Source organism: Stenotrophomonas sp. C9D9, from assembly GCF_056491205.1.
This window is the reverse complement of sequence record NZ_JBSZIF010000006.1, coordinates 225824-250126: the sequence shown is the minus strand read 5'-3', so window position 1 is coordinate 250126 and position 24303 is coordinate 225824. Positions and strand designations below refer to the sequence as shown.

The window sequence follows — 24303 nt, the reverse complement described above, 5'->3', positions numbered from 1 at the left end:
GACGATACGATGCCCCGCGCACTGCTGCTGACCACGCTGGTGGTCTCCATACTCGCCCTGCTGGTTTCCGGCTGGACCGCCTGGAGCCTGCATCGCAGCCAATCGCCACAGCGCATCATCGAAGCGCGCGGGCTGATCATCCACGACGGCACTGGCCAACCCCGGGTGATCCTCGGCGCGCCGGTGCCCGATCCACTCAGCCGGGGCCGTACCCAGGGGCCGCGCGCCACCGCCCTGTCCGGCCTGATCCTGCTCGGCCCGGATGGCTCCGAACGCGGGGGCTATGGCACCAGCGATCGCGGCGGTGAAGCCGTGCTGACCCTGGATGATGCCAATGGCACCACGGAAGTGTTCAAGGTGGTGGCCAACCCGGACCGCGGCGCCAGCCTGATGGTCAAGCACCAGAACAACACCGGCGCCATGCTCACCTCCTGGCAGGGCAAGCCGGAACTGATGTTCGTCGATGACAGCGGCCAGTCCTACTACGTGCGCCCGGGCGCCAACGCCGCGCCCTGATCTGCTTCCTGTAGCGTCGAGCCATGCTCGACTGCTTCTACCAACAGCAGCCGAGCATGGCTCGGCTCTACAAAGGCAAAGCAAAGTCGAGCATGGCTCGACTTTACAGGCTGCACACCGCCGCCAGGTCATCGGCCAGCGGCCGCAGCTGTGCGGCCCCAAGCGCCGCGCAGGTGATGCGCAGGCCATGCCCCGGCGCCGCCACCGCGAACACCTCGCCAGCGCGCACATGCCATCCGCGCGCGGCCAGCGCCAGCACCTGCGGATGGCTGTCGCCCGGCAACGGCAGCCACAGGTTCAGCCCCTCCATCGGCAACGGCGTCGGCAGGCCACGCGTGCGCAGCAGTTCCTGCAACGACTGCAGCCGCTGCTGGTAACGCTCGCCCGCCGAGGCGATCTTCGCCCGCTGCGTTGCCGACCCCAGCACCGAGGTGGCGGCATCCTGCAGCAGGTGACTGACCCAGCCCGTGCCGGACGCCAACCGCAGCCGCAACCGCGACGCGGTCTCGTCATCACAGGCCAGCCAGGCCAGCCGCAGATCCGGGCCGAGCGGCTTGGACAGCGAACGCAGCAGCGCCCAGCGCCGGCCATCCAGCGGCAGTACCGAGTGGTAGGCCTGCTGCGAAAGCAGCGCGTAGTGATCGTCGATCAGCACCGCCACCTGCGGATACGCCGCCAACAATTGCCGCAACGCCCGTGCCCGCTTCGCATCCAGGCTGGCCCCGGTTGGGTTGTGCGCACGCGGCGTCAGCAACACCGCACGTGCACCGGCCTCCAGCGCCTGCCGCAGCGATTCGACCTGCATGCCATGCGCGTCCACCGCCACCGGCAAGGGCGCATGGCCCACAGCATTGAGCACATTGAGGCTGCCGAGGAAGCACGGATCCTCCACTGCGATGCGATCCCCCGGCAGCAGCCACGCCGCCAGCAGGCGTTCGATGCCATCGACCGCGCCATGGGTCAGCTCCAGCGCGTACCCCTCGGGGCAGTCCGCATCCAGCGAGGCGCGTGCCAGCGCCTGCAACCTCGGGTCGACCGTGCCCACGCCATACAGCCGTGGCGCCGCCTGGGCCAGGCGCAGGTTCGGCAGCAGGCGCGGGTCCGGGTTGCCACCGGCGAGGTCCTGCAGCGCCAGCCCTGGCGTGCTGCCCTCGCGCGCCAGCGTCGGCGGCAATCCGCGCACCACCGTGCCACGACGGCCCGCCGTGCTGGCCAGGCCCGCCGCATCCAATCGCTTGTAGGCAGCGGCCACCGTATTGCGGTTCACGCCCAGCTGCTCGGCCAGCTCACGCACCGGCGGCAACACGCTGCCAGCCAGCAGACGGCCCTTGCCGATGCCCTCGCGGATGCTGTCGAAGATCGACTCGGCGCTATGCCCGGTGATTTTCATTTTGTCCTATGCCAAAATATCTCTTGTCCTGTGCCAGTGTATCCCACCCTGGCCACCCTGCATTGGAGGTGCCCGCATGCCCCTTGCCGCTGCCGACTGGCCCGTCGCCCAGTCCGTTGAACAGATCGCCGCCAACCTGGTCACGGTGCGCCAACGCATCGCCGCGGCCTGCGCCCGCGTTGGCCGTGACCCGGCCAGCGTGCGCCTGCTACCGGTCAGCAAGACCGTCGATGACGCCCGCATCCGCATGGCGGTGGCCGCCGGTTGCCACGAACTGGGCGAGAACAAGGTGCAGGAGGCGCAGCGCAAGGCCGAGACGATGGCCGACCTGGGCGTGCACTGGTCGGTGATCGGTCACCTGCAGACCAACAAGGCGCGCTACGTGGCGCGCTTCGCCAGCGAGTTCCAGGCGCTGGACAGCCTGCGCGTGGCCGAGGCCCTGCAGCAGCGCCTGCAACTGGAAGATCGCACGCTGGATGTGTTCGTGCAGGTCAACACTTCGGCTGAGCCCAGCAAGTACGGGCTGGAACCGGAAGCCGTCGAAGCCTTCGTGCAGCAGCTTCCCGCATTCGACCGGCTGCGCGTGCGCGGCCTGATGACACTGGCCATCTTCACCCCGGAGGTCGAGCGCGTGCGCGCCTGCTTCGTGCGCCTGCGCGAGCTGCGCGACCAGTTGCAACGCACCGCCCCATCGGGCATCGACCTGTCGCAGCTGTCGATGGGCATGTCCGGCGACTTCGAAGTGGCCATCGAGGAAGGCGCCACCGTGGTCCGCGTCGGCCAGGCCATCTTCGGTGCCCGTGCCACCCCGGACAGCTTCTACTGGCCGAACAGCGGAGCCCCGGCATGAAGCGCGCAGTCGTTCTGCAACACGTCGCCTTTGAAGACCTCGGCACCCTGCAACCGCTGCTGCTGACGCAGGGCTGGCAGCTGCAGGTGCTGCAGGCCGGTATCGACGCGCTCGACTCCGCCGAAACCGCCGACCTGCTGGTAGTGCTGGGCGGTCCGATCAGCGTCAATGACACAGGGACCTATCCCTTCGTCACCGACAGCATCGCCCTGCTGCAGCGCCGGCTGCAGCAGCAACAGCCGACCCTGGGCATCTGCCTCGGCGCGCAGCTGATGGCCCGTGCGCTCGGCGCCGACGTCGCCGCCAGTGGGGGCAAGGAGATCGGCTTTGCACCGTTGCTGCTGACCGATGAAGGCCAGCGTTCACCGCTGCAGGCCCTGCAAGGCATTCCCGTACTGCATTGGCATGGCGAAGCGTTCGAACTTCCAACCGGTGCCAAACGCCTGGCCAGCACGCCGGCCTGCCGCCACCAGGCCTTCGCCATCGGCCACCATGCGCTGGCCCTGCAATGCCATCCGGAGCTGGACGCCCGCCAGTTCGAACGCTGGCTGATCGGCCACACCCTGGAGCTGGCGCAGGCCGGCATCGATCCGAACGATCTTCGCGCCCAGGCGCGTCGTTACGGTGCACCGCTGGCGGCGGCTGCCACCGCGATGTTCGACCACTGGCTGCAGGGCCTGCCGGAGATACCGCGATGAACTACCGATTGCAGATCCACCGCGATGGCGCCTGCTGGGGCCACTTCGACTGCAGCGGCCCCGATGCGCTGCAGCGCATGGATGCCATCGCCGCGCAGCTACCTGCCGACCAGGGCTTCCAGTTGACGCGACAGAAGGGGGTTGGCGAAGAACGCATCCTGTCCAGCAATGCCGACGGCCTGCGCGTACTGGCGTCGCAGATCCAGTACCGCGACCTCTGACCCGACGATGGTAGTGCCGGCCGCTGGCCGGTACCCGAAGCTGCCGGCCAGCGGCCGGCACTACCCGACGGCATTCCGGCATGCCAATCTTCCGCCATGCTGACCCTGCACCGCGGCAGCCACCACGGGCTGCATGTCGCCCCGCGCTGGCCCTCCCGCCATATCCAGATCGACGCAGAGGTGCTGCAACGCCTGCTCGAGGCACAGGCACTGCTGCCTGCCGAACTGCGCCTGCTGCTCACCCGGGGCTTCGAGCCCCACCACAGCCGCCTCGGCGGCTTCCGGCGCCTGGTGCGGCAGCTCGGCATCACCCTCTTCCGCACCTGCTATCCGCAGCGGCACGATGAAGTCGATGCCATCTTCGGCGCCAACGGCCACGATATCGATGGCCGTCATATCGACGTCTCACTGGTACTGCGCGGCAAGCGGCTGCGGCTACTGCCGCTGGGCGTATTCACTCCGCCGCGCTGACAGGATCGTCGCGTCGCCCGCCATGCAGAAGCGGTCGCGCGGGTGAAGCACAGCCTGCAGCACTGCGGCTTCGAGCTGCACCACAACCCCACCGAAGCCCTGCAGATCCACTGCGACTATCGCCCGCGCTGATCCCGCGTCCGGGCAGGTGTGCCATGCCCATCTATAGATGCAAATGATTCTCTTTTGCTGTAAGGTGCAGCCGCTGCCCTTGCCGCCGCGGGCTGTTCCCTTTCCCAGTTGTCGCCCGCCCCGTGTCCACGCCTGTCGAACCGACGGATGTCGCGCAGCTGTGCGCGGCCCATTACCGGCCGCTGCACGCCCATGTCCGCCGCAAACTCCCGCAACGCTGCGACGCCGATGACGTCGTCCAGGAAACCTGGCTGCGCGTCGTCAAGGTCGCCGCCAGCGGCCTGCTGAGCAACGGCCGTGCCTACCTGTACCGCGTCGCCCACAATCTGATCGCTGATCACTACCGGCAACGCCAGCGCCGTCGTGAGGAAGCGCTGGATGACGCGCAACTGCACGCCCTCGCCGATCCTGCACCGCTGCCGGAGCAGCACCTGCTGGACGCCGAACAGCTGCGCCATCTCGATGCGATCATCGCCGCGCTGCCACCGCGCTCGCGCCAGGTATTCCTGCTGGCCCGGGTGGAGCAGATGGCACTGGCCGAGATCGGCCGCCAGCTCGGCATCAGCCGGCAGACCGCGCACGGCCATCTGCTGCGTGCGCTGGTGGCGCTGCAGCAGGTACCCGGCGCATGAGCCAGGATGCGATCGCGCGCGAGGCCGCGCGTTGGTGGCTGGACGGCCACGAAGGCGGCCGCGACGAGCGCGCCTTCAACCAGTGGTACCACGCCGATTGCCGCCACGCCGCGCAGTACCAGCACCTGCAGGCGCTCTGGCAGGCCGGTGACGCGACGCCCAGCCTGCAGCGGCACCAGCGCAAGCGGCAGCGCCGGCGCCTGCGCGACGCCGGCACTGCCGTGCTGCTGCTCTGTGCCTTGGGCCTGTATACCCGCCAGGCCGCGCCACCCGCCGCCCAGGTGATGCGCACCGCGGCAGGCGAGATCCGCGAAGAAGTCCTGCCGGATGGTTCCCACGTGCTGCTCTCGCCCGGCAGCGAAGTCCATGTCCGCATCGATGCACAGCGCCGGCAGCTGCAGCTGCAGCACGGCCAGGCCTGGTTCAAGGTAGCCGCCGATGTGCAGCACCCGTTCCAGGTGCATACGACGCACGGCACGGTCACTGCGCTCGGCACGGCCTTCGACCTTGCAGTGCAGGACAACGACAGCGTGGTCACCGTCACCGAGCATCGCGTCCGCGTGGACAGCGGCAGCCGCAGTGAGCAGGCCATCGAAGGGCAGCAGCTGCGCTTCGATGGACAGGCAGCGACCGTCAGCCAGGCTGCCAGCCACAGTGCGCTGGCCTGGCGCGAACGTCGCCTGCATTGGATCTCCACGCCCCTGGCCGAAGTCACCCAGGACCTGGATCGCTGGCATGGCGGCCATACCTGGATCATCGGCGCACACCTGCGCCAGCAGCCGGTCACCCTGCTCGGCAGCGCCGACGGTGCGGCGCGCAGCCGTGACCAGCTGGCCACGCAGCTGCATGTGCGCGTGCTCCGCCTGGGCGCGGGTGTGCAGGTGTGGCTGCCACCACGCAAGGGACATCGCGATGCACCCTGACATCGGCCCTGCCGCTGCGTCTACCCAGGATGACGACGCACTGCGTCAGCCCCTGGAGCCCCCGATGCTGTTTCACCGCCCCCTTGTCCTCGCCCTGTCACTGGCCTGCGCCAGTCCGCTTCCGTTGTTGTCCGCCAGCGCACACGCGCAGGCCGCCACCCGCCACTTCGATCTTCCTGCACAACCGCTGGCCAGCGCACTGGACGCCTACAGCCGGTTGACCGGTGTCGACCTGGTGATCGGTGCGGCACTGCCGGGCGGCCAGACGGCGCCAGCGCTGCGCGGACAGTTCGACGACGCTCAGGCCCTGTCGCGCCTGCTGGCCGGCAGCGGCCTGCGCCCCCGCTTCATCGACGCACGCCGCGCCACCCTGGAACCGGCGCCGGCCGAACCCGCCGATGGCAGCCGTCGAACCGGCCCGCTGCGCGTGCAGGGCGATACCGCGCAGGGTCATTCTCCCGGTGCAGGCGCCAGCCAGTATGTGCCGGCCACGCGCGATGGCTTCGCGCCGGCGGTCGGCAGCGAGCGCGTGGCGATGGCCGAACGCCAGGACGGCAACAGCCTGCTGCGTTCGATGCCCGGCACCCACAGTTTCCATTCGCGCAGCCAGCCTGGCCTGCAGGTCAACATCCGCGGCATGACCGGCGCCGGCCGGGTCAACACCATGATCGATGGTGTCACCCAGACCTTCCGCAACAACGCGGGCCATGGCTCAGGCGGGCCGTTCGCCTATGTCGATCCGTTCCTGCTGGCCGGCGTGGACGTGCAGCGCGGCGCGGTCGCCGGTGGTGATGGCGCCGGCACGCTGACCGGCAGTGCCAATTTCCGCACGCTCGACATCGACGATCTGCTTGGCGAAGGTCGTGACTGGGGCCTGCGCGCGGGCTACCGTCATGGCAACAACGGCTACGGCAATGGCCGCACCTTCGCCGGCGCGTGGCGCCACAGCGAAGACGGTGGTGACCGCCAGTTCGGCCTGCTGGCCGCCGCCAGCAGCAGTCGCAGCGGCGAGTACGCCACGGCACGCGGGCAGAAGAACAATGCCGACCCCGGCAGCCAGCAACCCAGCAGCTGGCTGTTGAAAGCACGCCTGCAGCCCAGTGACCAGCATCGGCTGGACCTGAGCCACATGCGTTACGAAAACGACTTCTACCACAACTACCCGTGGCAGATTTCCGCGCGCAACCAGCGTGCCAGCTACCACTACACGCCCTACACGCCGTGGATCGACCTGCGTGCGACCTTCGCCAGCAACAAGACCCGGCTGTTCTATCCGCCGGTGGAGGACTCCAGCTACATCGGCCGCCGCACCCACAGCAGCCTGAGCAGCTGGACACTCGACAACACCAGCCGCTTCGACATCGGCGCGCTGCAGGCACGCTGGAACACCGGCATCAAGCACCAGTCGGACATCTACGTGGCCGACACTCCGACCCTGCGCGGCGCCAACCCCCAGGGTCGCAGCCAGCTGGACAGTGTGTTCAGCACGCTGGAACTGCAGTACGACGTCTACGCGCTGACCGCAGGCCTGCGCCAGGATCGCTATGGCATCCGTGGCCACGTCCCGGTGTGCTCGGATGTCCCCGGCCAGTGCGCGGAGATCAACGGCGGCGGCATCGACGTGCGCCGCACCCAGCACGCGCTCAGCCCCAGCCTGGCGGTTTCGTGGCAGGCCACCGACTGGCTGCAGCTGTTCACCGAAGCCTCGCGCACATCGCGCCCGCCGCGCGTGCAGGAGATGTTCTTCGAAAAAATCCCGCTGGAAGGCATGAGCGATGCCGACGGCGTGGGCGCCAACCCGTTCCTGCGCCGTGAGCGCTCGCGCAACCTGCAGTTCGGCGCCAACCTCAGCACCGACTCGCTGCTGGTTGACGGCGACCTGGCCCAGCTGCGCGTCACCCGCTTCGACAACCGCATCCGCGACTACATCAAGCCGCAATACCTGCTGATCGTGCATCCGCCGGAAGTGGAGCCCTTCGTGGTACCGATCGACAGCGATCCGCAGCTCACTGCCTGGACCGATGCGCTGGACGTGGACGATTTCAGCACCACCACGCGCTGGATGAACCACCCGGGCGTGGTGCGCATGCGCGGTATCGAACTGGAAGCGCACTACGCCAGCGAGCACTACCACGCCACGCTGAGCTGGACACGTTCACACACCAGCGCGCCCGCCATCGAATTCGTCAACCTGGAAGACATCACCGCCCTGCCCGACCGCTACTGGACGCTGGACGTGGGCGGCCGCTGGTGGCAGCAGCGCGTGCAGGCCGGCCTGCGCGCCGAATACTCCGGGCCCACCGAAGAAGGCTACGACTTCTTCCAGACTCGCAAGACCGGCGGTACCGGTGTACTGCTCGACTTCTACGCCAGCTTCAAGCCCCAGCCCAACACCACGCTGTGGCTGAACATCGAAAACCTGCAGAACAAGGCCTATGACAACAATGCCTCGATCGACAGCATCTTCAGCCCGATCCTGGACCGCGGCAACGGCCGTGGCCGCACCGTCTCGATGGGCGTCAATGTGGCGTTCTAGCCGTCGCTGGCTGCCGCTATGCCTGCTTGCACTGGCCGCAATGGCCAGCGCGCAGCCGATGCCCGGCACGGTGCTCGACCTCGCCAGCGGCCAGACCCTGGACGAAGCTGCGTTCGTGAAGCGCGCAGCGAACGCCCCGCGACTGCTGCTGGGCGAACGCCACGACCTGGCCGGAGACCACGCCGCCCAGCGCTGGCTGCTGCACGTGCTGCAGCAGCAACGACCACAAGGCGCACTGGTGCTGGAGATGATTGCCAGCGAACGCCAGCCGCGCCTGCAGCGGGTGCAGCGCTGGCTGGCCAATGGCAACCATGCCGGCGGTGCGCGCCTGCAGGAGCTGCTGGGCTGGGATACACGATGGCCGTGGACCGCCTACGGCGGGCTGGTGCAGGACGCCACCGCTGCCGGCATCCCCTTGTTCGGCGGCAATCTCGCGCGCGCCGAGGTCAACGCGCGCCTGGCGTCCGCGGATGCAGTGCGGTTCCCGGTGCCCGCTGCCCAGCAACGCCTGTCGGCCGTGGTGCTGGCCCAGCATGCGGACGCAGCACCGATGCTGGAAGGGATGCTGGCCGTGCAACAGGCCCGCGACACGCGCATGGCACAAGTGCTGACCGCAGCACCCGCGCCCTCGCTGCTGGTGGCTGGTCGCTGGCATGTACTGCGCGGTACCGGCGTGCCGGGCTACCTGCCAGCGGATACACCAGCGCTGGTGATCGCACTGGCCTCGCCGGGTGAAACCGTCGAGGCGGCCGACGCCGACCTGCTATGGGTGCTGGACGATGAGTGAGCGCGGCCAACACTGGCAGGCGATCGCCATCAGCATCGGCCTGCACCTGTTGCCCCTGCTGCTGTTGATGCATTGGGTGGCCACGCCGCCGTTGCTGCCGCCGCCTGAGCAGGACGTGCGCATCAGCCTGCGCCTGCTGGCGCCGGCGACGCCGCCCCAGCCAGTGGAAGAGCGCCAGGCCGACACCCCCAGCCAGGCGCAGCAGGCGCGCGCATCGCAACCAACGAAGTCGCCCCCTCCACCGAAGCCCACCGCCGCACGCGAGGGCGAGGTGGCCGCCAGCGAACGCGGTGGCCCTGGCCGGCAAGCCCTGCCGGTCGCCCCGCCTGCGGCCGTGACCAATGCAAGTCCCGCACCGGCATCGATCACGGCCGCGCCGCCCGCTCCCGACGCACCACCGGCGGACTTCCAGGCCGGCGCCGCCAGCGACCAGTGGGAAGCCCGCCTGATGGCGCGGCTGGAGCGTTACCGCTACTACCCCGCCGCCGCGCGCTCGCGCCGGCAGCAGGGGACCGCCTGGGTCAGGGCCAGCATCGATCGCGAGGGACGCCTGCTGGCGCTGCGGTTGGAGCAGTCCAGTGGCCAACCGATGCTCGACGACGCCGCGCTGCAGACGTTCCGCCGCGCGCAGCCGCTGCCGCCCATTCCCGTGGAAATGAAGGCACCGCAGGAACTGGTGGTGCCGGTGGAGTACTACCTGCGCTAGGCGGCGTAGGCCTCCGCCTCGATCTCGAACAGCATGCCGTCCAGCGCCAGCCGCGGCACGGGAATCAGGGTGCAGGTCGGCGCCGCGCGGTTAGGCCAACGCCGCCGCACCTGACGGGCGATGATGCCCAGCCGGTCCTCGTCGTGGTCGACCACCAGGATGCGCAACCGTGCGACATCGGCCAGGCTGGCCTGCGCCGAACCCAATGCAATCTGCAGGTTGTCCAGCGCCTGCTCGACCTGTTCCTCGAAACCGGGGGAGAGATGGCCATCGGCATCCTCACCGCCCTGCCCGGCGATATGGATGACCCGGGCGGGAAGGCGCACCACGGCCACGTGCGAGTAGCCATTGGCCGAAGGGTCGTAAAGCCCCGCAGGATTGAACAGTTCCAGCAGGCCGTGGCCGAGGTCGGGGGTGGTCAGCAGGTTCATGCCGCATGCCTCGTTGGGGATGCGAGTGAGTCTGCAACCTGAACATGAGTTGAGGTCAAACAACGCCCGTGCAACAGATCGATTCGCCACGCGCAACGATCACGTCCACGCCGGATCCGCCGTGAAATCGATGGTCAACCAGAAGGTACTGCCCCGCGCATCCAGCCGCACCGCGATCTCGTCGCGCATCGCGTCGACTTCGCCCACCGACCCCAGCGGCATGGCCGGGTCAGCCAGCACATGGATCTCGATGAAGCGCATCCGCCCCATCTTCGCCACGTGGCTGGTGAAACCGGCATAGCCACGCTCGGCCACGAACGCCTGCATCACCTGCTGCACGCGCCGGTCCAGATCATCGGGTGCCACCTGCAGCACTTCGCGCATGGCCTTCCACGCGCTGCGCGCCGGCACCGGCAGCACTGCCAGGCTGATCAACGCCAGCACGATCGAATCCAGGTACGGCACCCAGTGGTGCCACTCACCGCCGTGCAGGACCAGCGCCAGCACGAAGGCCAGCACCACCGCCAGGCTCATCAATCCGCCCAGCAGCCAGTCGCGCACGTCCAGCCACAACAGGGCGGAGCGCAGGTGCCGCGCACGCTGTGCGACGAATGCCGCCATCGCCAGATTGCTGGCACTCAGCAGTGCCGCCCACCACAGCGCGGGCCCGAACTTCACCTCGTGCCCGCCCGTGGTCAATCCGATCACGGCGTTGGCCAGCGCATACACGCAGGCCAGCGACAGGATCACACCGCCCAGCGCCTCGACCATCGGCTCCAGGTGCCAGTAGCCGTACTGGAAGCGCGGGCTCTGCTCCCGCGCCACCAGCCGCAGCACCGACAACGACACCAGGGTCAGGGCGACGTCGACCAGGCTGTACACGCCGTCGAACAGGATGGCCTGCGATCCCACCAGCAGGCCACCACTGAAACCGACCGCGCTCACCGCCAGGGTGACCCCGATCGAGAACTTCAGGATGCGTTGCTCGCGCGCGGTATCCATCGTTCGCCGAAGGGCCGACCGTTGCGGGTCAGGCCTTCAGCACCTCCACCTTGTACGAAACCACATCCCCCTCCTGCTCGATGATGAGCCCGTGCACGTCCGACTCGAAGCCAGGGAAACGGGCGTTCTGCTCGCGGGCGATGCGCAGCGACTGGATGATCGGCTCGTCGCTGTCGCCGAAGCGCTCGCCGGGCATGATGGTCGGGATGCCCGGCGGGTACGGCACCAGCATGGTCGCCGCAATGCGGCCACTGATCTGCTCGATGTCGACCCGCTCGATCTCGCCCTTGACCAGGTGGTTGTAGGCATCGGCCGGGGTCATCACCGGCGTCGGCAGATCCACGTACATCTCGCGCATCACCTTGGCCACGGCGAATTCCTGGTTGAACGCATGCAGCGCGTCGCACAGGTCACGCAGGCCCCAACCGGCGTAGGCATTCGGATAATCGGCAGCCAGGGTCGGCAGTGCCTGGCTCAGCGGCGCATTGCGGTCGTACAGCTCCTTGAACGCCATCAGCTCGGTCACCAAGGTGCTCCACTTGCCCTTGGTGATGCCCATCGAGAACAGGAACAGCACCGAGTACAGGTTGGTCTTCTCCACGGTGATGCCGCGGCCCCATAGGAACTTGCTCAGCACCGCCGCCGGGATGCCCAGCTTGCCCATGCTGCCGTCCATCGCCAGGCCCGGCGTCAGCAGGGTCACCTTGATCGGGTCGATCAGCACATAGTCGTCGACCAGGTTCTCGAAGCCATGCCAGTGCGCATCCGGCTGCAGGTACCACTCCTCGCGCTTGGCCACCAGCGGCGCCGGCGTATCGCCCTTGTCCAGGCTGCGCTCGACCTGGGTCGGCTGCCACACGCTGAACCACCAGTCATCGCGACCGAGATCATCGCGGACATGCAGCATCGCGCGGCGGAAGGCGATGGCCTCGTCATGCATTTCCTGCACCAGCGAACGGCCGGCATCGCCTTCCATCATCTTCGAGGCCACGTCGCAGGCCGCGATCACCCCGTAGTGCGGGCTGGTCGAGGTATGCATCATGAACGACTCGTTGAAGCGCTCGGCATCCAGGTTGCGCTGCGCAGAATTGCGTACGTGGATCATCGACGCCTGCGAGAACGCCGCCAGCAGCTTGTGGGTGGAATGCGTAGTGAAGATGATCGCATCCTGCTCACGCGGCTTGCCCTTGGCCATGCCGTAGTGGTTCTCGTAGAACGGATGGAACGCCGCGTAGGCGTACCACGCTTCGTCGAAGTGCAGGAAATCGACCGCGCTGCCGATCTCGTCAGCGATCTTCTCGGCGTTGTAGCACAGGCCGTCGTAGGTCGAGTTGGTGACCACCGCAATGCGTGGCTTGGAACCGGCCTTGTAGGCCTGGCTGGCCAGCGGGTTGGCGGCGATGCGCTGCTGCAGCGACTCCGGCGTGAACTGGTCCAGGCTGATCGGGCCGATGATGCCGTGCGCGTTGCGGCTGGGCGTGAAGTACACCGGCACTGCACCGGTCATGATCAGCGCGTGCAGCAGCGACTTGTGGCAGTTGCGATCGACGAACACCACGTCGCCGCGCGCCACCGTGCCATGCCACACGATCTTGTTGGCGGTGGAAGTGCCATTTGTGACGAAGAAGGTATGGTCGGCACCGAAGTTGCGCGCCGCCTCGTTCTCGGCATCCTTGATCGGGCCGGTGTGGTCGAGCAGCGAGCCCAGCTCCGGCACCGAGATCGACAGATCGCTGCGCAGCGTGTTCTCGCCGTAGAACTGGTGGAATGCACGGCCGACCGGCGACTTGGTGAACGCCACGCCGCCGGCGTGGCCCGGCGTGTGCCAGGAATAGTTCGACTCGGCCGCATGATGGATCAGTGCCTTGAAGAACGGCGGCAGCAGATTCTTCATGTAGTCTTCGGCCGCGCGCATCACCTGCCGCGAGATGAAGCTCTTGGTGTCTTCAAACAGGAAGATGAAGCCGTGGATGTACTTGAGCAGCTTGCTCGGCACCTTCTCGATGGTGCGGCGCTCGCCGTACAGGAACACCGGCAGGTTGGCGCGGCGCGCGCTCTGCTCGCGCAGGAAGGCAGTCAGGCGCTGGAACTCGCCATCCACCTCTTCGCTGCCGTCGATCGAGATCAGCACCGCCGAGGCCGCCACATAGGTGCGGGCACCGGCGCGGGCATCATCCAGGTTCAGGCCGCACAGCACGCGCTGGTCGTTGCTGCGCAGTTCTTCCACCAGGGCGCGGATCAGGATGCCGCCGATGCGCGGCGACTCGTAGTCGTTGTCGATGACAATGACCGGATAGTCCAGGGACTTGAAGTACACGTTGATTCTCCTTGTCGAACTCAGGAACGCTGGGCGCCGGCGCTGATGGCCGATGCCTCGCGGGCGCGCTGCCGCTGCTGGCGGCGCTCCTCGCTGAAGAAGGGATAGAACACGGTGATGAACAGCACGAACAGGAAGGCGTACTGCACGATGGTTCCCGACGAGCCGTAGATCGCCCACAGGCAGTACACGACGGTCAGGCTGGTCAGGGTCCAGAACGCACCGGTGTGGACCAGGGTGTGCGAGCGCTCGACCACGAAGTAGCAGGCCACGCACGAGTAGATGTAGGGCAACAGGGTCAGCACCACCGCCGCCGACGTGATCACGTCGAACTGCGCCGACGCGGTTTCCGAGGTGGAGGTGACCAGCACCGCCAGGGTCATCAGCACCGCCACGATCAGCACGCCCTTGACCGGCACGTCATCCTTGTTGGTCTTGCTGAAGATGCTCGGGAACAGGCCATCATCGGAAGCCGCCTTGGCGCTCTGTGCGGTCAGCAGGATCCAGCCGCCCAGCGAACCGGCAGCACCGATGAAGGCGCACAGGCTGACCAGCGCACCGCCCCAGCCCCCCACCGCCTTGGCCGCGGCCAGTGCGAACGGCGCATCGGACACCTGCAGTTCCGAGTTCGGCACCATGCCCATGATCACCGAGGAGCTGGCGATGTAGGCGATGGCGGCCAGGAACACACCGGCCAGCGTGGCACGGGCCACGTTCTTTTCCGGGTTTTCCACCACGCCGGCGGTCACCGAAGCCGACTCCACGCCGATGAAGGCCCACAGGGTGAGCGCCGCAGCGCTGGAAATCGCGCCGAAGTTGGATTCACCCGACACGTTGTAGGCGCCCTTGAAGATGTCGGCATCGAAGAAGAACCAGCCGAAGATCGCGATGCCCAGGATCGGCACCAGCGCGAAGCTGGTGGTGACCGTCTGCACGCGGCTGACGAAGGCCGGACCGATCATGTTGGCGAAGCTCAGCGCCCACACCAGCACCAGCACCGCGATGCAGCGCACCAGCGGCTCGGACAGGATCGGGAAGAAGTAGCTGAAGTAGCCCACCGCCGCGATCGGGATGGCGACGTTGCCGATCCAGTTGGCGAACCAGTAGATGGTGTTGGTCTGGAAGCCCATATACGGCCCGAACCAGTCACGCGCGTAGGCATAGGGACCGCCCGCCTTGGGTGCCAGCTTGCCCAGCTTGGCGAACACGAAGGCCAGCAGCAGCGCACCGGCGGTGGTGATCAGCCAGCCCCAGATCGAGGCGGTACCGATCTTGGCCAGGCTGGACGGCAACAGGAACACGCCTGAGCCCATCATGTTGCCGGCGACGAGGAAGGTGGCTCCGACCACCCCGATTTTCTTTGCTTCTGCCATGACAATCTCCTGTACTGGCATGAGCCCGGTGCAGCCGGGCGTGGGGACGGGTTACGCTGGCATACGACCGCTGGCGCCTATTTGATGAAGTTGTATTGCAGGCTGCCCTGCACCCGGACCGTGTCGCCGCGCGCGCCGCCCTGCTGTTCCAGGCGGCCGTACAGCAGCTCCATGCCCATCGTCCACGAAGGCGCCGGGCTCCAGATCAGGTTGAACACGCCGTAGCGGCTCTGCCGGAATGCGTCGGCCGCCAGTGCGGCATTCCGCTCCAGGGTCAGCTGGCCGAAGATCAGGTTCGAACGCCACAGCTCGGACCAGTAATGGGTGTAGCCAACAAAACCGCCGTGCAGGTCCAGCGCGTCGAGGCGGCCATCGGCACCGACCACCGCATCCAGCCCGGAGCCGGTCAGGTCGGCGGTGTAGCGACTGAGGCCGCGCCCGCCGAGTACGCCGAACAGCAGCAGGTCGCGCTCGCCCACTGAGGCCGAGCCGCTCAGCTGCAGGCCACCGGCCATGCGCCGGTCGCGCTCGCCATCGCCGTCGTAGGCCAGGCTGCGTGCCACCGCGCCCAGCTGCAGGTGGCCCCAGTCGCGCTCCATGCGCGCGGTCACCGTCACATCGGGCAGGCGATTGACTGCCGCGCGGGCGTCGCTGGCGCCGGCAAGCTCTGTCTTCGGGTCTTCAGCGGCGACGGTCAGGGTGTTGCCCTTGCCCATCGCAAAGCTGTGATGGATGCCGGCCACCAGCAGGTAACCGGCGCCACCAGGGCCGGCGAAGTCCAACGTGTCGGGCAGGCTGTCCGGATCCATGAAGCTGGAATAGCCGTAGCCGGCATACGTATTGCCGAGCTGGCCATAGGCATGGCGCAGGCGGAACTCGTAGCCATCGCTGCTGCCGAAGAAATCATTCTCCAGGTAGAAGCGCAGGTTGCCGTGCGTGGTCGGGCGCCGCGCCTCGAAACTGAAGCGGGTCTGCTTGGCGTGGATGTTGAAGTTGGAGACATCGCGATGACTGCCACCCACCGGCATCGACGAGGGAATGAACTGATCCTCGTCACCGGCCGCACGCGAATCGGCAATCGCATCGAGCTTGGCGTAGCCGCCGATGCGGATCACCGTATCGGTGCCGGGAATGGCAAAGAAGCCCTTCAGATCCGGGTCGGTCGGCCCAGCGGCGCTGTCGGGACGCGAGGCCGCCGTTGAGGGGTCGGCCACGGATTCGCGCTGCGGCAGCACCGGCTGCGCCACGCCCGGCACCTGGGTGGCATGCAGCAGGTTGGCGCCGCTGGCGGCCGCGACCATCGGCGCCGGCACCTGCGGCGTGGCCGCTTCGGCTCCCTCTCGCTGCTCAAGCCGATCCAGGCGCTGCTGCATGCCTTCCAGCGCCTGGCGCATGGCAGCGATTTCCTGGCGCAACGCCTGCGCATCTTCCTGGCCATCCTGCTGCGCATACGCTGGCGTGATCGCCAGCGCGGTCAGACAGGCCAGACTCAGTACCGCCAAGCGCATTGCATCCTCCCTGGACAAACACTCGCAACGCGCTGGCCGGACACAGGCGCACAGCGCCCTGGCCTCGCGTTGCCGTTGCTGGAAATGCGGATACTGCGTTGACGACACCGGCCAGCCTGCATCCGGCAGGCAACAGGACGATGACACTGCCCTGCCCGCACCGGTGTCGAGCCCATCAAGGCCGCGCTGCCAGAGAGGTGGCGACCGCAGCGGTCTGGGTAACAATCGGGGGGTGAGAGTGTCGTGAATGGCTGTGCCGACCGCCCCGGTTCAGGGCATGTCTGGCGCGGCATCCATGGCGCGTTGACGCTGTATTCCATGCGTCACAGGCTAATCCGCCTGTCGTTTTTGACCTTGATTGGAATCAAGGCGCGATGCTTGATGTCAGTCACGATTCAGACGTGACGACGAACAGCTGCTGCGCAGCCCCACAGCGTCTGCAGGAGCGACGAAAAGCAACAGGCCCGCATGCTGCCATGCGGGCCTGTGGGTTACATCACGACGTTGGCGGCGATCAGCGTGGGCCCAACACCGTCTGCAGGTCGGCGCCCTGCGGCAGGCCCGCGCGACGCTGCACCTGGCCCTGTGCGTCCTGGAACAGGATGCCCGGCGTGCCCTGGAACCCCATCTCGATCATCAGCACCTGGTTGGCGTCGAGCTTGCCGGCGATCTCGCGGCTGATGCTCGGCAGGGCCTTGATGCCACCACGGTCGAACTGGTGTTCGTTTTCCAGCAATGCCGCACTCGGGTCACGCGCGGACAGGATGGCGGCGGCCTTGGCCGGGCTGTCCTCGCGGATCACGCCAACCATGATGTGGCGCAGCTGGACCTTGCCCGCGTCGACCCACGGGCGGGCCGCTTCCCAGAACTTGTGGCAGTACGGGCAGTTGGCATCACTGAAGGTGTAGACCACGCGCGGCGCATCGGCCTTGCCGTCACGCACCCAGGCACTGGCTTCCAGCTTGGTCCACATCTTGGCCGACATCGGTGCAGCGACCAGCTTCTCCACCGCCTCGGCGGCCACATCGTTGCCTTCGGCGTCGAACAGGCTGCCTACCAGCACGTGCTTGCCGTCGGCGGTGACGTAGGCCGCAGCCGGCTGCTGCCCGCCCACCACGCCAGCGAAGCCGCGCAGACCACCCGGTGCATCGAACTCGGCAACGACTTCGAAGCCGTGCTTCTCGATGCCTTTCAGCACTGCGGGGCGGTCACCCTTGGCCGCAGTTGCCGGAGCGCTGGCCGCCGGTGCTGCGGCCGTCTTGCCCGGCGGGGTCTGGGCCTGGCTGCAGGCGGCCAATGCCAGCATGACCGGCAGCAACAGCACCGCCGGAGCGATGCGCAGGGAAGTCGACAACATGGGAACTCCGTAGTGAGATGCCCGCGCAGGCTACCGCAGCCGACGCAGTTTGTGTTCAAGGCCCGCCACAGTCAGTTCGCCAAGGTGCAGTTCACGCAGGCGCCCTTCGGCGTCGAAAAACAGCGTCGACGGATAGGCCTGCACACCCAGTGCGGTTGACGCGGAGGCGGTATCGTCCAGCAGCACATTGCCCAGCCGAAGCCGCTCGGACGCGATGAAACCTTCTACTTCGCCCAGCGTTTCCCCCTGGTTGAGGAACACGAACTGCACGTCAGTATGGGTCTGCTGTGCGGATGCCAGCACCGGCATCTCGCGCCGGCAGGGCCCACACCAGCTGGCCCAGAGATTCAGCACCAGCGGTTTGCCCCGGAACTGCTGCAGGTCGATCACGCGCCCCTGCAGATCGGTCACCTGCACCGCCGGCAGCGGCATGCGCAGCTCCTGCCATGCTGCCAACAGGTGGCTGCCCGCCGCCCACAGCACCACGCCCACCAGCGCCCCCGCCAGCACCGGGGCACGCAAGGCGCGCCATAGCCTCAGCCGCCAAACACCCCAGGCGAGGCCTGCAGCCAGCACGACCGAGAGGTGATACCCACCATCGGCGATCTGCAGGATGCTCCAGGGGGCCTCACGATAGAGCGCGAAGTTCAAGGCCACGAAGCTGATGCGCCCGCACAGCAGGCCGATCAGCAACATGTCCAGGACCATGCTTGCCGCGGAAGGCACTGCCATCCCGTCCTTCCGACGCGGCCACAGGTGTGCCACGGCCATGGCCAGCAGCACGCACATCAGGATCAACACCACCGGCATCGGCACCGGCCCAACACTCGACATCAGCCCACCTGTCCCATCATCCGTTGCCTGCATGGTCAAAGCGTCGCGTCCAGGTTGCAAGCGCGACGCCCACCGCAGGCATCAGGCGGCGCTGCGCGGCATCTGCATGCCAGGCACCGGTTGCAACCCGCGCAGGCTGCCCGCCACCGATGACAACAGCGGCCGCTCGCGTCGCTTGTTGTTGACCAGCCGGCGATAGTTGGCCGGCGTCATTCCGACAATGCGCAGGAACAGGCGACGGAAAGCACTCTGATCGGCGTAACCCACGCCCCAGGCCACTTCATCGATACCCGCGCCCTGCTGCAGCAGCGTCTGCGCCTTGGCGATACGCAACCGCTGGCAATACTCGATCGGGCGCAGGCCGGTGGCCTTCAGGAAGCGCCGCTGCAGGGTCCGCGGCTCCAGCCCGGAAATCTCACAGATCGCGCCGAGCGTGGCGCCGCGCGCAGCGGTGGTATGCAGCCAGCGTTGCGCCTTCAGTACGTCGCGATCGCCATGGGCGAAGTTGGCACTGAAGCGCTCGAGATCCTGCTGGATGGCCGCCGGCACCGTGATCCCCAGCTGCTGCGCAACGGAACTCGCCACGCCCTGACCGTGCAGCCGGTACAGCAGGCGCAGGGCGAGGAAGCGCCAGGCCTGGGAACCGGCCACCGTCAGCAGGTCGCCGTCATCGACCAGCGCGCGCTCACTGGGCACCCAGCTGGCCGACTGCCCCTGCAGACCCGGGTGGCGCCCGAGGTCCGGGCCACTGACCGTGCGCCCGGCCAGCAGACCGGCGCGCGCGAGCATGCTGACACCATCGCTGGCCGCCGCCAGCAGACTGCCACCGTCGTAGTGCGCGCGCAGCCAATCCAGCAGCACCTCATCGGCGCGCAGGCAGACGCCCTGGCTGATCTGGCCAGGCACGGCGATCACGGCCGGAATGTCCGCCTCGAGCATCTCCGCGCCGGCAATGCGATGCACGCCGGTCTGGCTGGCCGGCACGATCCAGCGGGTCACCAGGACACGCTTGAACGGACGGCGCTGCTGCTGGGCAAGCCGGTTGGCGACATGTGCCATCTCGGTCAGCACGGAGGCGGCCGACGGGTCACCTCCCGGGTACTCGACCACCGCGACCTCGACGAATCCTTCGTTCCTGAATCCTTCCACAGACCATCTCCTCGGTTCGTTGCAGGCCATCCAGCGGCCGGTTCAGGCGCAGGGTAGGAACTGCCACGACGGTGGGGCTATGAAGAAAGTTGCAAAGTGCGCTGAATGCGCCGCCAGCGACGGGACCTTGACCCTGGACCAGACTCAAGGCTTCACAATGAGCGGCAGCATCCGCAGGAATCCGCCATGAACATTGGTCAACTGGCACGCCAGGCCGGCGTGCCGATCGATACGGTGCGCTACTACGAGCGCCAGCAGCTGCTGCCCACGGCGGCACGCTCGGCCGGGGGTTACCGCATCTTCGGCGAGCAGGACCTGCGCAGGCTGCGCTTCATCCGCCGCGCCAAGACGCTGGGCTTCAGCCTGGAAGAAATCGCCGAACTGCTGGCACTCAGTGACCGCCACTCGCAGGACATGGGCAGCGTGCGCGACACGGCGCAGGCCCGACTGCACGACATCGCGCAGCGCATGGCCGAACTGCAGCGCATGCACACCGCGCTTTCGCAGCTGGTCGACGCCTGCCCCGGCCACGGCACACTGGATCAATGCCCGATCCTGGCGGCGCTGACTGATGACACACCGTGAGTCCGGGCGACTGACATTCACCTCGCAACGCGCGTGAAGAAAAGTGCAACAAATGCTTGCCAACCCCCTGGGGCAAGGCTATTATTTCGCTCCTCAGCGACGTGGGGCCATAGCTCAGCTGGGAGAGCGCCTGCATGGCATGCAGGAGGTCAGCGGTTCGATCCCGCTTGGCTCCACCAATCTTTCGGCATTAGGCCGTCGAAAGGTCGCTAAAGAACATTGATGAGAATTGCGTCCCCATCGTCTAGAGGCCTAGGACATCACCCTTTCACGGTGGCGACCGGGGTTCGAATCCCCGTGGGGACGCCACTCATCACGAACAACGAGGACCCGGCCGATAACCGGGTCTTTTTTGTTCACCGCCTACCGGCATTCAGGTTGTGGCGTTGCGGTTCCCCTGCCCTCGTGGCTGCGGTTGAACCGGAACGAAAAAAGTTCAAAAAAGACTTCCACAAACGTGAACACGCAGGTATGATAGGCGGCTCGGTAACACGGGGCCATAGCTCAGCTGGGAGAGCGCCTGCATGGCATGCAGGAGGTCAGCGGTTCGATCCCGCTTGGCTCCACCACTTTCGACATTAGGCCGTCGAAGGTTCTACAACTTGAAGTTTTTCGTGCGTCCCCATCGTCTAGAGGCCTAGGACATCACCCTTTCACGGTGGCGACCGGGGTTCGAATCCCCGTGGGGACGCCAGTTTCAAAATGGACTCTGCTCCCGGCAGATCATCCGGAGTTTCATGGGGCCATAGCTCAGCTGGGAGAGCGCCTGCATGGCATGCAGGAGGTCAGCGGTTCGATCCCGCTTGGCTCCACCACTTCGACATTAGGCCGTCGAAGGATCTACAACTTGAAGTTTTCGTGCGTCCCCATCGTCTAGAGGCCTAGGACATCACCCTTTCACGGTGGCGACCGGGGTTCGAATCCCCGTGGGGACGCCAATTCTTGAAAACCCCGGCTTCGGCCGGGGTTTTTCTTTGCCTGCGATTCCTGGGAAAGCCCTATCCACGCGTGGCGTGGATCTACTGCAGGGCCCGGGTAGATCCACGCCATGCGTGGATGGCTTCACCCCACTCACGGCTCAGAACCGCCGATACATCCCGATCGATGCCGGTGCCGTGGGCGCGAAACCAAACTGTGCGTACAACCGATGCGCCTCGCCATCGGCCAGCAGGCTGACATACGCCGATGGCGGCAGGTTGGCCTGCATCCAGCCATCCAGGCGCCGCATCACCTCCTTGCCCAGCCCCTGCCCCTGCAGCCGCGGCAGCACCGCGATGTCACAGACCTGCAGGTGGCAGCCGCCATCGCCGACGATACGCCCCATCGCCACCAGTTCAGCGCCTTGGTAGGCGCACACGCCGAACAGGGTGTTGGGCAGCGCACGCATGGCCGCTTCCGGGCTCTTGGCACTGAGGCCTGCGAGCACACGCAACCGGCAGTAGTCCTCGACCGTGGGCACGGCTTCGCGGAACTGGCAGGTGGAATCATTCATGCGGCATCTCCAGATGGGTCGGGCTATCCTGCCGCATCCACGTCGCAGCCGTTGCGACCCAGGTCCCCAGAGTCCCATGTGCTATTCCGCCCTGATCCGCGCTGACTACGCCAAGCTGGTACGCGAGTTCGGTGCCATCCTGTCGCTGGAGGAGTTCGCCGACCTGTACGCACACGATCCGGGCAAGAAGCGGCCGAAGACCCCGAAGGCGATGGATGACGGATTTGCCGGTGCGCGTACCGAACAGGGACGGGACATCGTGGCGAAGATCCAGCAATGGCATGCGCTGGAGCGGCAGGCACTGGAGGCCGAACTGGCCGGGCAGCGCGAACGACGCGATATCGCCCATGCAACGCTGGCCACCCGGCCCACGCAGAAGGCACGCAATGACCTGCGCGTGGCCGGCAACCGCATCGAGCGCGCACACGCCCGGCTGGAAGACCTGCATCGGGTACAACTGCTGCCGCGCGACAATCGCATTTTCCCCGGCACCTACGCACCGGTAATGGTCAGCGAGAACGGCCAGCGCGTGATCAAGCCGATGCGCTACCAGTGCCGGCTGCCGGACACGCCGGCGCGCAACGACGTGCTGTACCCCGGCACCTACAATGCGCGGCGCGACAGTCTGGAAGGTTACTGGCGGGGTGCGTTCGGACTGCGCCATGGCGTGGTGGTGGTGCAGGCGTTCTACGAGCACGTGCCACGCCACGCCATCGCCGGCCGCACCCTCGATGCCGACGAAAAGGAACAGGACGTGGTGCTCGAATTCCGTCCCGATCCGCCCCGCGACCTGCTGCTGGCGTGCCTCTGGGCGGAATGGGAAGGACCGGAAGGCCGCCTGCTGTCGTTTGCCACGATCACCGACGTCCCTCCCAGCGACGTCGCCGCTGCCGGGCATGACCGCGGCGTGGTACCGATCCGCATGGAACACCTCGATGCCTGGCTCAATCCCGATCCGGATGACCTGGCGCGCCAGTACCGCATCCTCGATGACCGCGAGGAGATCCGTTACGTGTACCAGGAAGCAGGCTGAGCGCTACGTGCAATGGAAAAACCCCGCCTGGGCGGGGTTCCTGGATCCGGGGTTGCCGCCGCACATCGTAGACGTGAGCATTCAGGCCCCGGCAGCATACCCCTGCCGGTCCGCAGTGGACGGCTCAGGCCTTGGCGCTGGAGCGGCCGACCGCACGCGCCAGCGCCCGCGACAGATCCGCCGACAGGTACGGCTTGACCAGCAGCAGACCGGCCAACATCGGTGCCGGCAGCTGCTCGGCCAGCATCCCGGTGGCCAGCACGAACGGAATGCCACGTGCCGAAAGCGCTGCGGCCACCGGCTCACTGGTCTCGTTGCGGGCCAGCCGGTAATCCAGCAGGGCCACGTCCGGGGCGCTCTTTTCCAGCAGCTGCAGGGCCTCGGACACGCTCGCTGCGAGCCCGACCACGGTCGCACCGGCATGCACCAGCTGCATCTGCAGCAGGGCCGCACTCATTTCGTCGTTCTCGACCACCAGTACCCTCAGGTCCTGCAACACTGTCATCAGCTACCGCTCCTGGAGGCAATTGCACGCTGGGAGTATAGCTACCAAGGAGCCAATGCCGACAGGAACCGCCCTGATAGGCCCTCCTACTATGCATCTCCCGCCGACCTCGGTTACACTCGCACGCTGCCTGCCGGTGTGGCGGAATGGTATACGCAGCTGACTCAAAATCAGCCGGGGGTGACCCCATGAAGGTTCGAGTCCTTTCACCGGCACCACTGCATCAAAGGCCAGGTCCATGACCTGGCCTTTTGCATTTCCCGGGCCTGTGCACCGACACTGGCGACGATGCCCGAGCATGCTCCTCCCACGCTTGCCGACACCCTGCCCGCGCGGTTGCGCCCTCTGCGGGCGTCCGATGCCGCCGCCTGGTCCCACTACCTCTCGCTGCCAGGCGTAATCGAGCACACCAGCTGGGGCGACGTTTCCGAACGGGCGCTGGCGCAGCAGATCACCCGCTATCTGGCTGATGCATCCGATCAGCGCTGGGCGATGGTGGACGCCGACGACCAGCTGATCGGCACTGTTGGCCTGAACGGCGTCGACCCGTGGCATGGCCGCGGCGAACTCGCCTATGACCTCGATCCGCGCTGGCAGGGACAGGGCCTGGCCACGCATGCAGCGCGAGCCGTGCTTGACTGGGCACATGGCACCTGTGGGCTGGTCCGCATCCAGGCCACCGTTCTGGACAGCAATGCCCGTTCGATCGCCCTGCTGGAACGCCTCGGCATGCAGCGCGAGGGGCGGCTGCGCGCCTATCGCCACGTGCGGGGACAGCCCCGCGACTTCTGGATGTACGCCCACATCAACGGCGTCGTGTCACCCCGCTGAAACGCAAATGTGACAACCAACAAG

At 67.0% G+C, this 24303-nt stretch carries 24 protein-coding genes and 7 tRNA genes; 20 read left to right on the top strand and 11 right to left on the bottom strand.

The window, feature by feature from the left end; all coding sequences use genetic code 11:
• Positions 1 to 9 precede the first annotated feature (9 nt).
• Positions 10 to 516, top strand: coding sequence for a hypothetical protein (locus tag ACXI0D_RS16660; RefSeq protein ID WP_049443333.1), 507 nt, complete (start codon positions 10 to 12; stop codon positions 514 to 516).
• A 103-nt stretch (positions 517 to 619) separates the two neighbouring features.
• Here ACXI0D_RS16660 and ptsJ read toward each other — a convergent pair whose 3' ends face one another.
• Entirely contained in the window at positions 620 to 1906 is a 1287-nt protein-coding gene (ptsJ, locus tag ACXI0D_RS16655; RefSeq protein WP_049443332.1) for a MocR-like B6 salvage transcription factor PtsJ, read from the bottom strand.
• A gap of 76 nt (positions 1907 to 1982) precedes the next feature.
• Here ptsJ and ACXI0D_RS16650 point away from each other — a divergent pair, with 76 nt between their 5' ends.
• The 9 genes from ACXI0D_RS16650 to ACXI0D_RS16610 all read left to right on the top strand — a co-directional run bounded on the left by ACXI0D_RS16650 (position 1983) and on the right by ACXI0D_RS16610 (position 9862).
• Positions 1983 to 2756, top strand: a complete 774-nt coding sequence (locus tag ACXI0D_RS16650) for a YggS family pyridoxal phosphate-dependent enzyme (RefSeq protein WP_049444484.1) — start codon at positions 1983 to 1985, stop codon at positions 2754 to 2756.
• Positions 2753 to 3454, top strand: a complete 702-nt coding sequence (locus ACXI0D_RS16645) for a glutamine amidotransferase (protein ID WP_049444438.1) — start codon at positions 2753 to 2755, stop codon at positions 3452 to 3454. The genes ACXI0D_RS16650 and ACXI0D_RS16645 overlap by 4 nt, the downstream gene beginning before the upstream one ends.
• Positions 3451 to 3675: a hypothetical protein gene (locus ACXI0D_RS16640; protein ID WP_049444441.1), complete on the top strand. Its 225-nt coding sequence runs from the start codon at positions 3451 to 3453 to the stop codon at positions 3673 to 3675. The genes ACXI0D_RS16645 and ACXI0D_RS16640 overlap by 4 nt, the downstream gene beginning before the upstream one ends.
• 96 nt (positions 3676 to 3771) lie before the next feature.
• Positions 3772 to 4146, top strand: coding sequence for a hypothetical protein (locus tag ACXI0D_RS16635; RefSeq protein ID WP_235434891.1), 375 nt, complete (start codon positions 3772 to 3774; stop codon positions 4144 to 4146).
• A 254-nt stretch (positions 4147 to 4400) separates the two neighbouring features.
• Positions 4401 to 4910 (top strand): RNA polymerase sigma factor, encoded by a 510-nt coding sequence (locus tag ACXI0D_RS16630; protein ID WP_049444443.1) that lies wholly within the window; start codon positions 4401 to 4403, stop codon positions 4908 to 4910.
• Positions 4907 to 5833, top strand: a complete 927-nt coding sequence (locus tag ACXI0D_RS16625) for a FecR family protein (RefSeq protein ID WP_049444445.1) — start codon at positions 4907 to 4909, stop codon at positions 5831 to 5833. The genes ACXI0D_RS16630 and ACXI0D_RS16625 overlap by 4 nt, the downstream gene beginning before the upstream one ends.
• Before the next feature lie 64 nt (positions 5834 to 5897).
• On the top strand, positions 5898 to 8369 hold the full coding sequence (locus tag ACXI0D_RS16620) for a TonB-dependent receptor (RefSeq protein ID WP_049444447.1): 2472 nt from the start codon (positions 5898 to 5900) through the stop codon (positions 8367 to 8369).
• Entirely contained in the window at positions 8356 to 9156 is an 801-nt protein-coding gene (locus ACXI0D_RS16615) for a ChaN family lipoprotein (RefSeq protein WP_049444449.1), read from the top strand. The genes ACXI0D_RS16620 and ACXI0D_RS16615 overlap by 14 nt, the downstream gene beginning before the upstream one ends.
• Complete coding sequence (locus ACXI0D_RS16610; RefSeq protein ID WP_049444451.1) at positions 9149 to 9862, top strand: energy transducer TonB family protein; 714 nt, start codon at positions 9149 to 9151, stop codon at positions 9860 to 9862. Before ACXI0D_RS16615 ends, ACXI0D_RS16610 begins: the two co-directional genes overlap by 8 nt.
• On the opposite strand, the gene ACXI0D_RS16605 is transcribed toward ACXI0D_RS16610, so the two are convergent.
• From ACXI0D_RS16605 to ACXI0D_RS16570, 8 genes are all read right to left on the bottom strand, one after another.
• Positions 9859 to 10293: a RidA family protein gene (locus tag ACXI0D_RS16605; RefSeq protein ID WP_014037586.1), complete on the bottom strand. Its 435-nt coding sequence runs from the start codon at positions 10291 to 10293 to the stop codon at positions 9859 to 9861. The two genes, ACXI0D_RS16610 and ACXI0D_RS16605, sit on opposite strands and share 4 nt — an antisense overlap.
• A 99-nt stretch (positions 10294 to 10392) precedes the next feature.
• A complete protein-coding gene (locus tag ACXI0D_RS16600; protein ID WP_479642818.1) occupies positions 10393 to 11295 on the bottom strand; it encodes a cation diffusion facilitator family transporter in 903 nt (300 codons plus the stop codon).
• A 28-nt stretch (positions 11296 to 11323) separates the two neighbouring features.
• On the bottom strand, positions 11324 to 13612 hold the full coding sequence (locus ACXI0D_RS16595) for an Orn/Lys/Arg family decarboxylase (RefSeq protein ID WP_101765690.1): 2289 nt from the start codon (positions 13610 to 13612) through the stop codon (positions 11324 to 11326).
• Positions 13613 to 13632: 20 nt separating this feature from the next.
• Positions 13633 to 14985, bottom strand: coding sequence for an arginine/agmatine antiporter (gene adiC, locus ACXI0D_RS16590; RefSeq protein WP_014037589.1), 1353 nt, complete (start codon positions 14983 to 14985; stop codon positions 13633 to 13635).
• Positions 14986 to 15062: 77 nt separating this feature from the next.
• Positions 15063 to 16493: a DcaP family trimeric outer membrane transporter gene (locus ACXI0D_RS16585; protein ID WP_119006439.1), complete on the bottom strand. Its 1431-nt coding sequence runs from the start codon at positions 16491 to 16493 to the stop codon at positions 15063 to 15065.
• A gap of 514 nt (positions 16494 to 17007) precedes the next feature.
• Positions 17008 to 17850: a thiol:disulfide interchange protein DsbG gene (gene dsbG / locus ACXI0D_RS16580; protein WP_049444457.1), complete on the bottom strand. Its 843-nt coding sequence runs from the start codon at positions 17848 to 17850 to the stop codon at positions 17008 to 17010.
• Positions 17851 to 17880: 30 nt separating this feature from the next.
• Positions 17881 to 18684 carry a redoxin family protein gene (locus ACXI0D_RS16575; protein ID WP_049444458.1) on the bottom strand — a complete coding sequence of 268 codons (804 nt, stop codon included), beginning with the start codon at positions 18682 to 18684 and terminating at the stop codon, positions 17881 to 17883.
• Between the two features lie 81 nt (positions 18685 to 18765).
• Positions 18766 to 19833 (bottom strand): GlxA family transcriptional regulator, encoded by a 1068-nt coding sequence (locus ACXI0D_RS16570; RefSeq protein WP_014037593.1) that lies wholly within the window; start codon positions 19831 to 19833, stop codon positions 18766 to 18768.
• Positions 19834 to 20019: 186 nt separating this feature from the next.
• Here ACXI0D_RS16570 and ACXI0D_RS16565 point away from each other — a divergent pair, with 186 nt between their 5' ends.
• The 7 genes from ACXI0D_RS16565 (at position 20020) to ACXI0D_RS16535 (ending at position 21356) form a co-directional block, all read left to right on the top strand.
• Positions 20020 to 20418: a heavy metal-responsive transcriptional regulator gene (locus ACXI0D_RS16565; protein ID WP_049444459.1), complete on the top strand. Its 399-nt coding sequence runs from the start codon at positions 20020 to 20022 to the stop codon at positions 20416 to 20418.
• Between the two features lie 103 nt (positions 20419 to 20521).
• Positions 20522 to 20597: transfer RNA gene (locus ACXI0D_RS16560), tRNA-Ala, on the top strand.
• Positions 20598 to 20651: 54 nt separating this feature from the next.
• Positions 20652 to 20727 (top strand) — tRNA-Glu (locus ACXI0D_RS16555).
• Between the two features lie 184 nt (positions 20728 to 20911).
• Positions 20912 to 20987: transfer RNA gene (locus tag ACXI0D_RS16550), tRNA-Ala, on the top strand.
• A 49-nt stretch (positions 20988 to 21036) separates the two neighbouring features.
• Positions 21037 to 21112, top strand: a tRNA-Glu gene (locus ACXI0D_RS16545).
• A 45-nt stretch (positions 21113 to 21157) separates the two neighbouring features.
• Positions 21158 to 21233, top strand: a tRNA-Ala gene (locus ACXI0D_RS16540).
• A gap of 47 nt (positions 21234 to 21280) precedes the next feature.
• Positions 21281 to 21356, top strand: a tRNA-Glu gene (locus ACXI0D_RS16535).
• Positions 21357 to 21496: 140 nt separating this feature from the next.
• Here ACXI0D_RS16535 and ACXI0D_RS16530 read toward each other — a convergent pair.
• Positions 21497 to 21910, bottom strand: coding sequence for a GNAT family N-acetyltransferase (locus tag ACXI0D_RS16530; protein WP_014037595.1), 414 nt, complete (start codon positions 21908 to 21910; stop codon positions 21497 to 21499).
• Between the two features lie 76 nt (positions 21911 to 21986).
• Between ACXI0D_RS16530 and ACXI0D_RS16525 the strand changes: the two genes are divergently transcribed.
• Complete coding sequence (locus tag ACXI0D_RS16525; RefSeq protein WP_479642817.1) at positions 21987 to 22943, top strand: SOS response-associated peptidase family protein; 957 nt, start codon at positions 21987 to 21989, stop codon at positions 22941 to 22943.
• Between the two features lie 124 nt (positions 22944 to 23067).
• On the opposite strand, the gene ACXI0D_RS16520 is transcribed toward ACXI0D_RS16525, so the two are convergent.
• Complete coding sequence (locus ACXI0D_RS16520) at positions 23068 to 23448, bottom strand: response regulator (RefSeq protein ID WP_014037597.1); 381 nt, start codon at positions 23446 to 23448, stop codon at positions 23068 to 23070.
• A 132-nt stretch (positions 23449 to 23580) separates the two neighbouring features.
• Here ACXI0D_RS16520 and ACXI0D_RS16515 point away from each other — a divergent pair.
• Together ACXI0D_RS16515 and ACXI0D_RS16510 are read left to right on the top strand one after the other, a co-directional pair.
• A tRNA-Leu gene (locus ACXI0D_RS16515) sits at positions 23581 to 23666 on the top strand.
• 70 nt (positions 23667 to 23736) lie between these two features.
• Positions 23737 to 24279 carry a GNAT family N-acetyltransferase gene (locus tag ACXI0D_RS16510; protein WP_049443172.1) on the top strand — a complete coding sequence of 181 codons (543 nt, stop codon included), beginning with the start codon at positions 23737 to 23739 and terminating at the stop codon, positions 24277 to 24279.
• Positions 24280 to 24303 lie beyond the last annotated feature (24 nt).

Excerpts from the sequence above, each read along its gene's own strand:
- adiC (WP_014037589.1), bottom strand. The coding sequence starts at position 14,985 with ATGGCAGAAGCAAAGAAAATCGGGGTGGTCGGAGCCACCTTCCTCGTC.
- ACXI0D_RS16650 (WP_049444484.1), top strand. The coding sequence starts at position 1,983 with ATGCCCCTTGCCGCTGCCGACTGGCCCGTCGCCCAGTCCGTTGAACAG.
- dsbG (WP_049444457.1), bottom strand. The coding sequence starts at position 17,850 with ATGTTGTCGACTTCCCTGCGCATCGCTCCGGCGGTGCTGTTGCTGCCG.
- ACXI0D_RS16600 (WP_479642818.1), bottom strand. The coding sequence starts at position 11,295 with ATGGATACCGCGCGCGAGCAACGCATCCTGAAGTTCTCGATCGGGGTC.
- ACXI0D_RS16635 (WP_235434891.1), top strand. The coding sequence starts at position 3,772 with ATGCTGACCCTGCACCGCGGCAGCCACCACGGGCTGCATGTCGCCCCG.
- ACXI0D_RS16605 (WP_014037586.1), bottom strand. The coding sequence starts at position 10,293 with ATGAACCTGCTGACCACCCCCGACCTCGGCCACGGCCTGCTGGAACTG.
- ACXI0D_RS16585 (WP_119006439.1), bottom strand. The coding sequence starts at position 16,493 with ATGCGCTTGGCGGTACTGAGTCTGGCCTGTCTGACCGCGCTGGCGATC.
- ACXI0D_RS16610 (WP_049444451.1), top strand. The coding sequence starts at position 9,149 with ATGAGTGAGCGCGGCCAACACTGGCAGGCGATCGCCATCAGCATCGGC.
- ptsJ (WP_049443332.1), bottom strand. The coding sequence starts at position 1,906 with ATGAAAATCACCGGGCATAGCGCCGAGTCGATCTTCGACAGCATCCGC.
- ACXI0D_RS16575 (WP_049444458.1), bottom strand. The coding sequence starts at position 18,684 with ATGTCGAGTGTTGGGCCGGTGCCGATGCCGGTGGTGTTGATCCTGATG.
- ACXI0D_RS16620 (WP_049444447.1), top strand. The coding sequence starts at position 5,898 with ATGCTGTTTCACCGCCCCCTTGTCCTCGCCCTGTCACTGGCCTGCGCC.
- ACXI0D_RS16565 (WP_049444459.1), top strand. The coding sequence starts at position 20,020 with ATGAACATTGGTCAACTGGCACGCCAGGCCGGCGTGCCGATCGATACG.
- ACXI0D_RS16615 (WP_049444449.1), top strand. The coding sequence starts at position 8,356 with ATGTGGCGTTCTAGCCGTCGCTGGCTGCCGCTATGCCTGCTTGCACTG.
- ACXI0D_RS16640 (WP_049444441.1), top strand. The coding sequence starts at position 3,451 with ATGAACTACCGATTGCAGATCCACCGCGATGGCGCCTGCTGGGGCCAC.
- ACXI0D_RS16525 (WP_479642817.1), top strand. The coding sequence starts at position 21,987 with ATGTGCTATTCCGCCCTGATCCGCGCTGACTACGCCAAGCTGGTACGC.
- ACXI0D_RS16520 (WP_014037597.1), bottom strand. The coding sequence starts at position 23,448 with ATGACAGTGTTGCAGGACCTGAGGGTACTGGTGGTCGAGAACGACGAA.
- ACXI0D_RS16530 (WP_014037595.1), bottom strand. The coding sequence starts at position 21,910 with ATGAATGATTCCACCTGCCAGTTCCGCGAAGCCGTGCCCACGGTCGAG.
- ACXI0D_RS16510 (WP_049443172.1), top strand. The coding sequence starts at position 23,737 with ATGCCCGAGCATGCTCCTCCCACGCTTGCCGACACCCTGCCCGCGCGG.
- ACXI0D_RS16625 (WP_049444445.1), top strand. The coding sequence starts at position 4,907 with ATGAGCCAGGATGCGATCGCGCGCGAGGCCGCGCGTTGGTGGCTGGAC.
- ACXI0D_RS16660 (WP_049443333.1), top strand. The coding sequence starts at position 10 with ATGCCCCGCGCACTGCTGCTGACCACGCTGGTGGTCTCCATACTCGCC.
- ACXI0D_RS16645 (WP_049444438.1), top strand. The coding sequence starts at position 2,753 with ATGAAGCGCGCAGTCGTTCTGCAACACGTCGCCTTTGAAGACCTCGGC.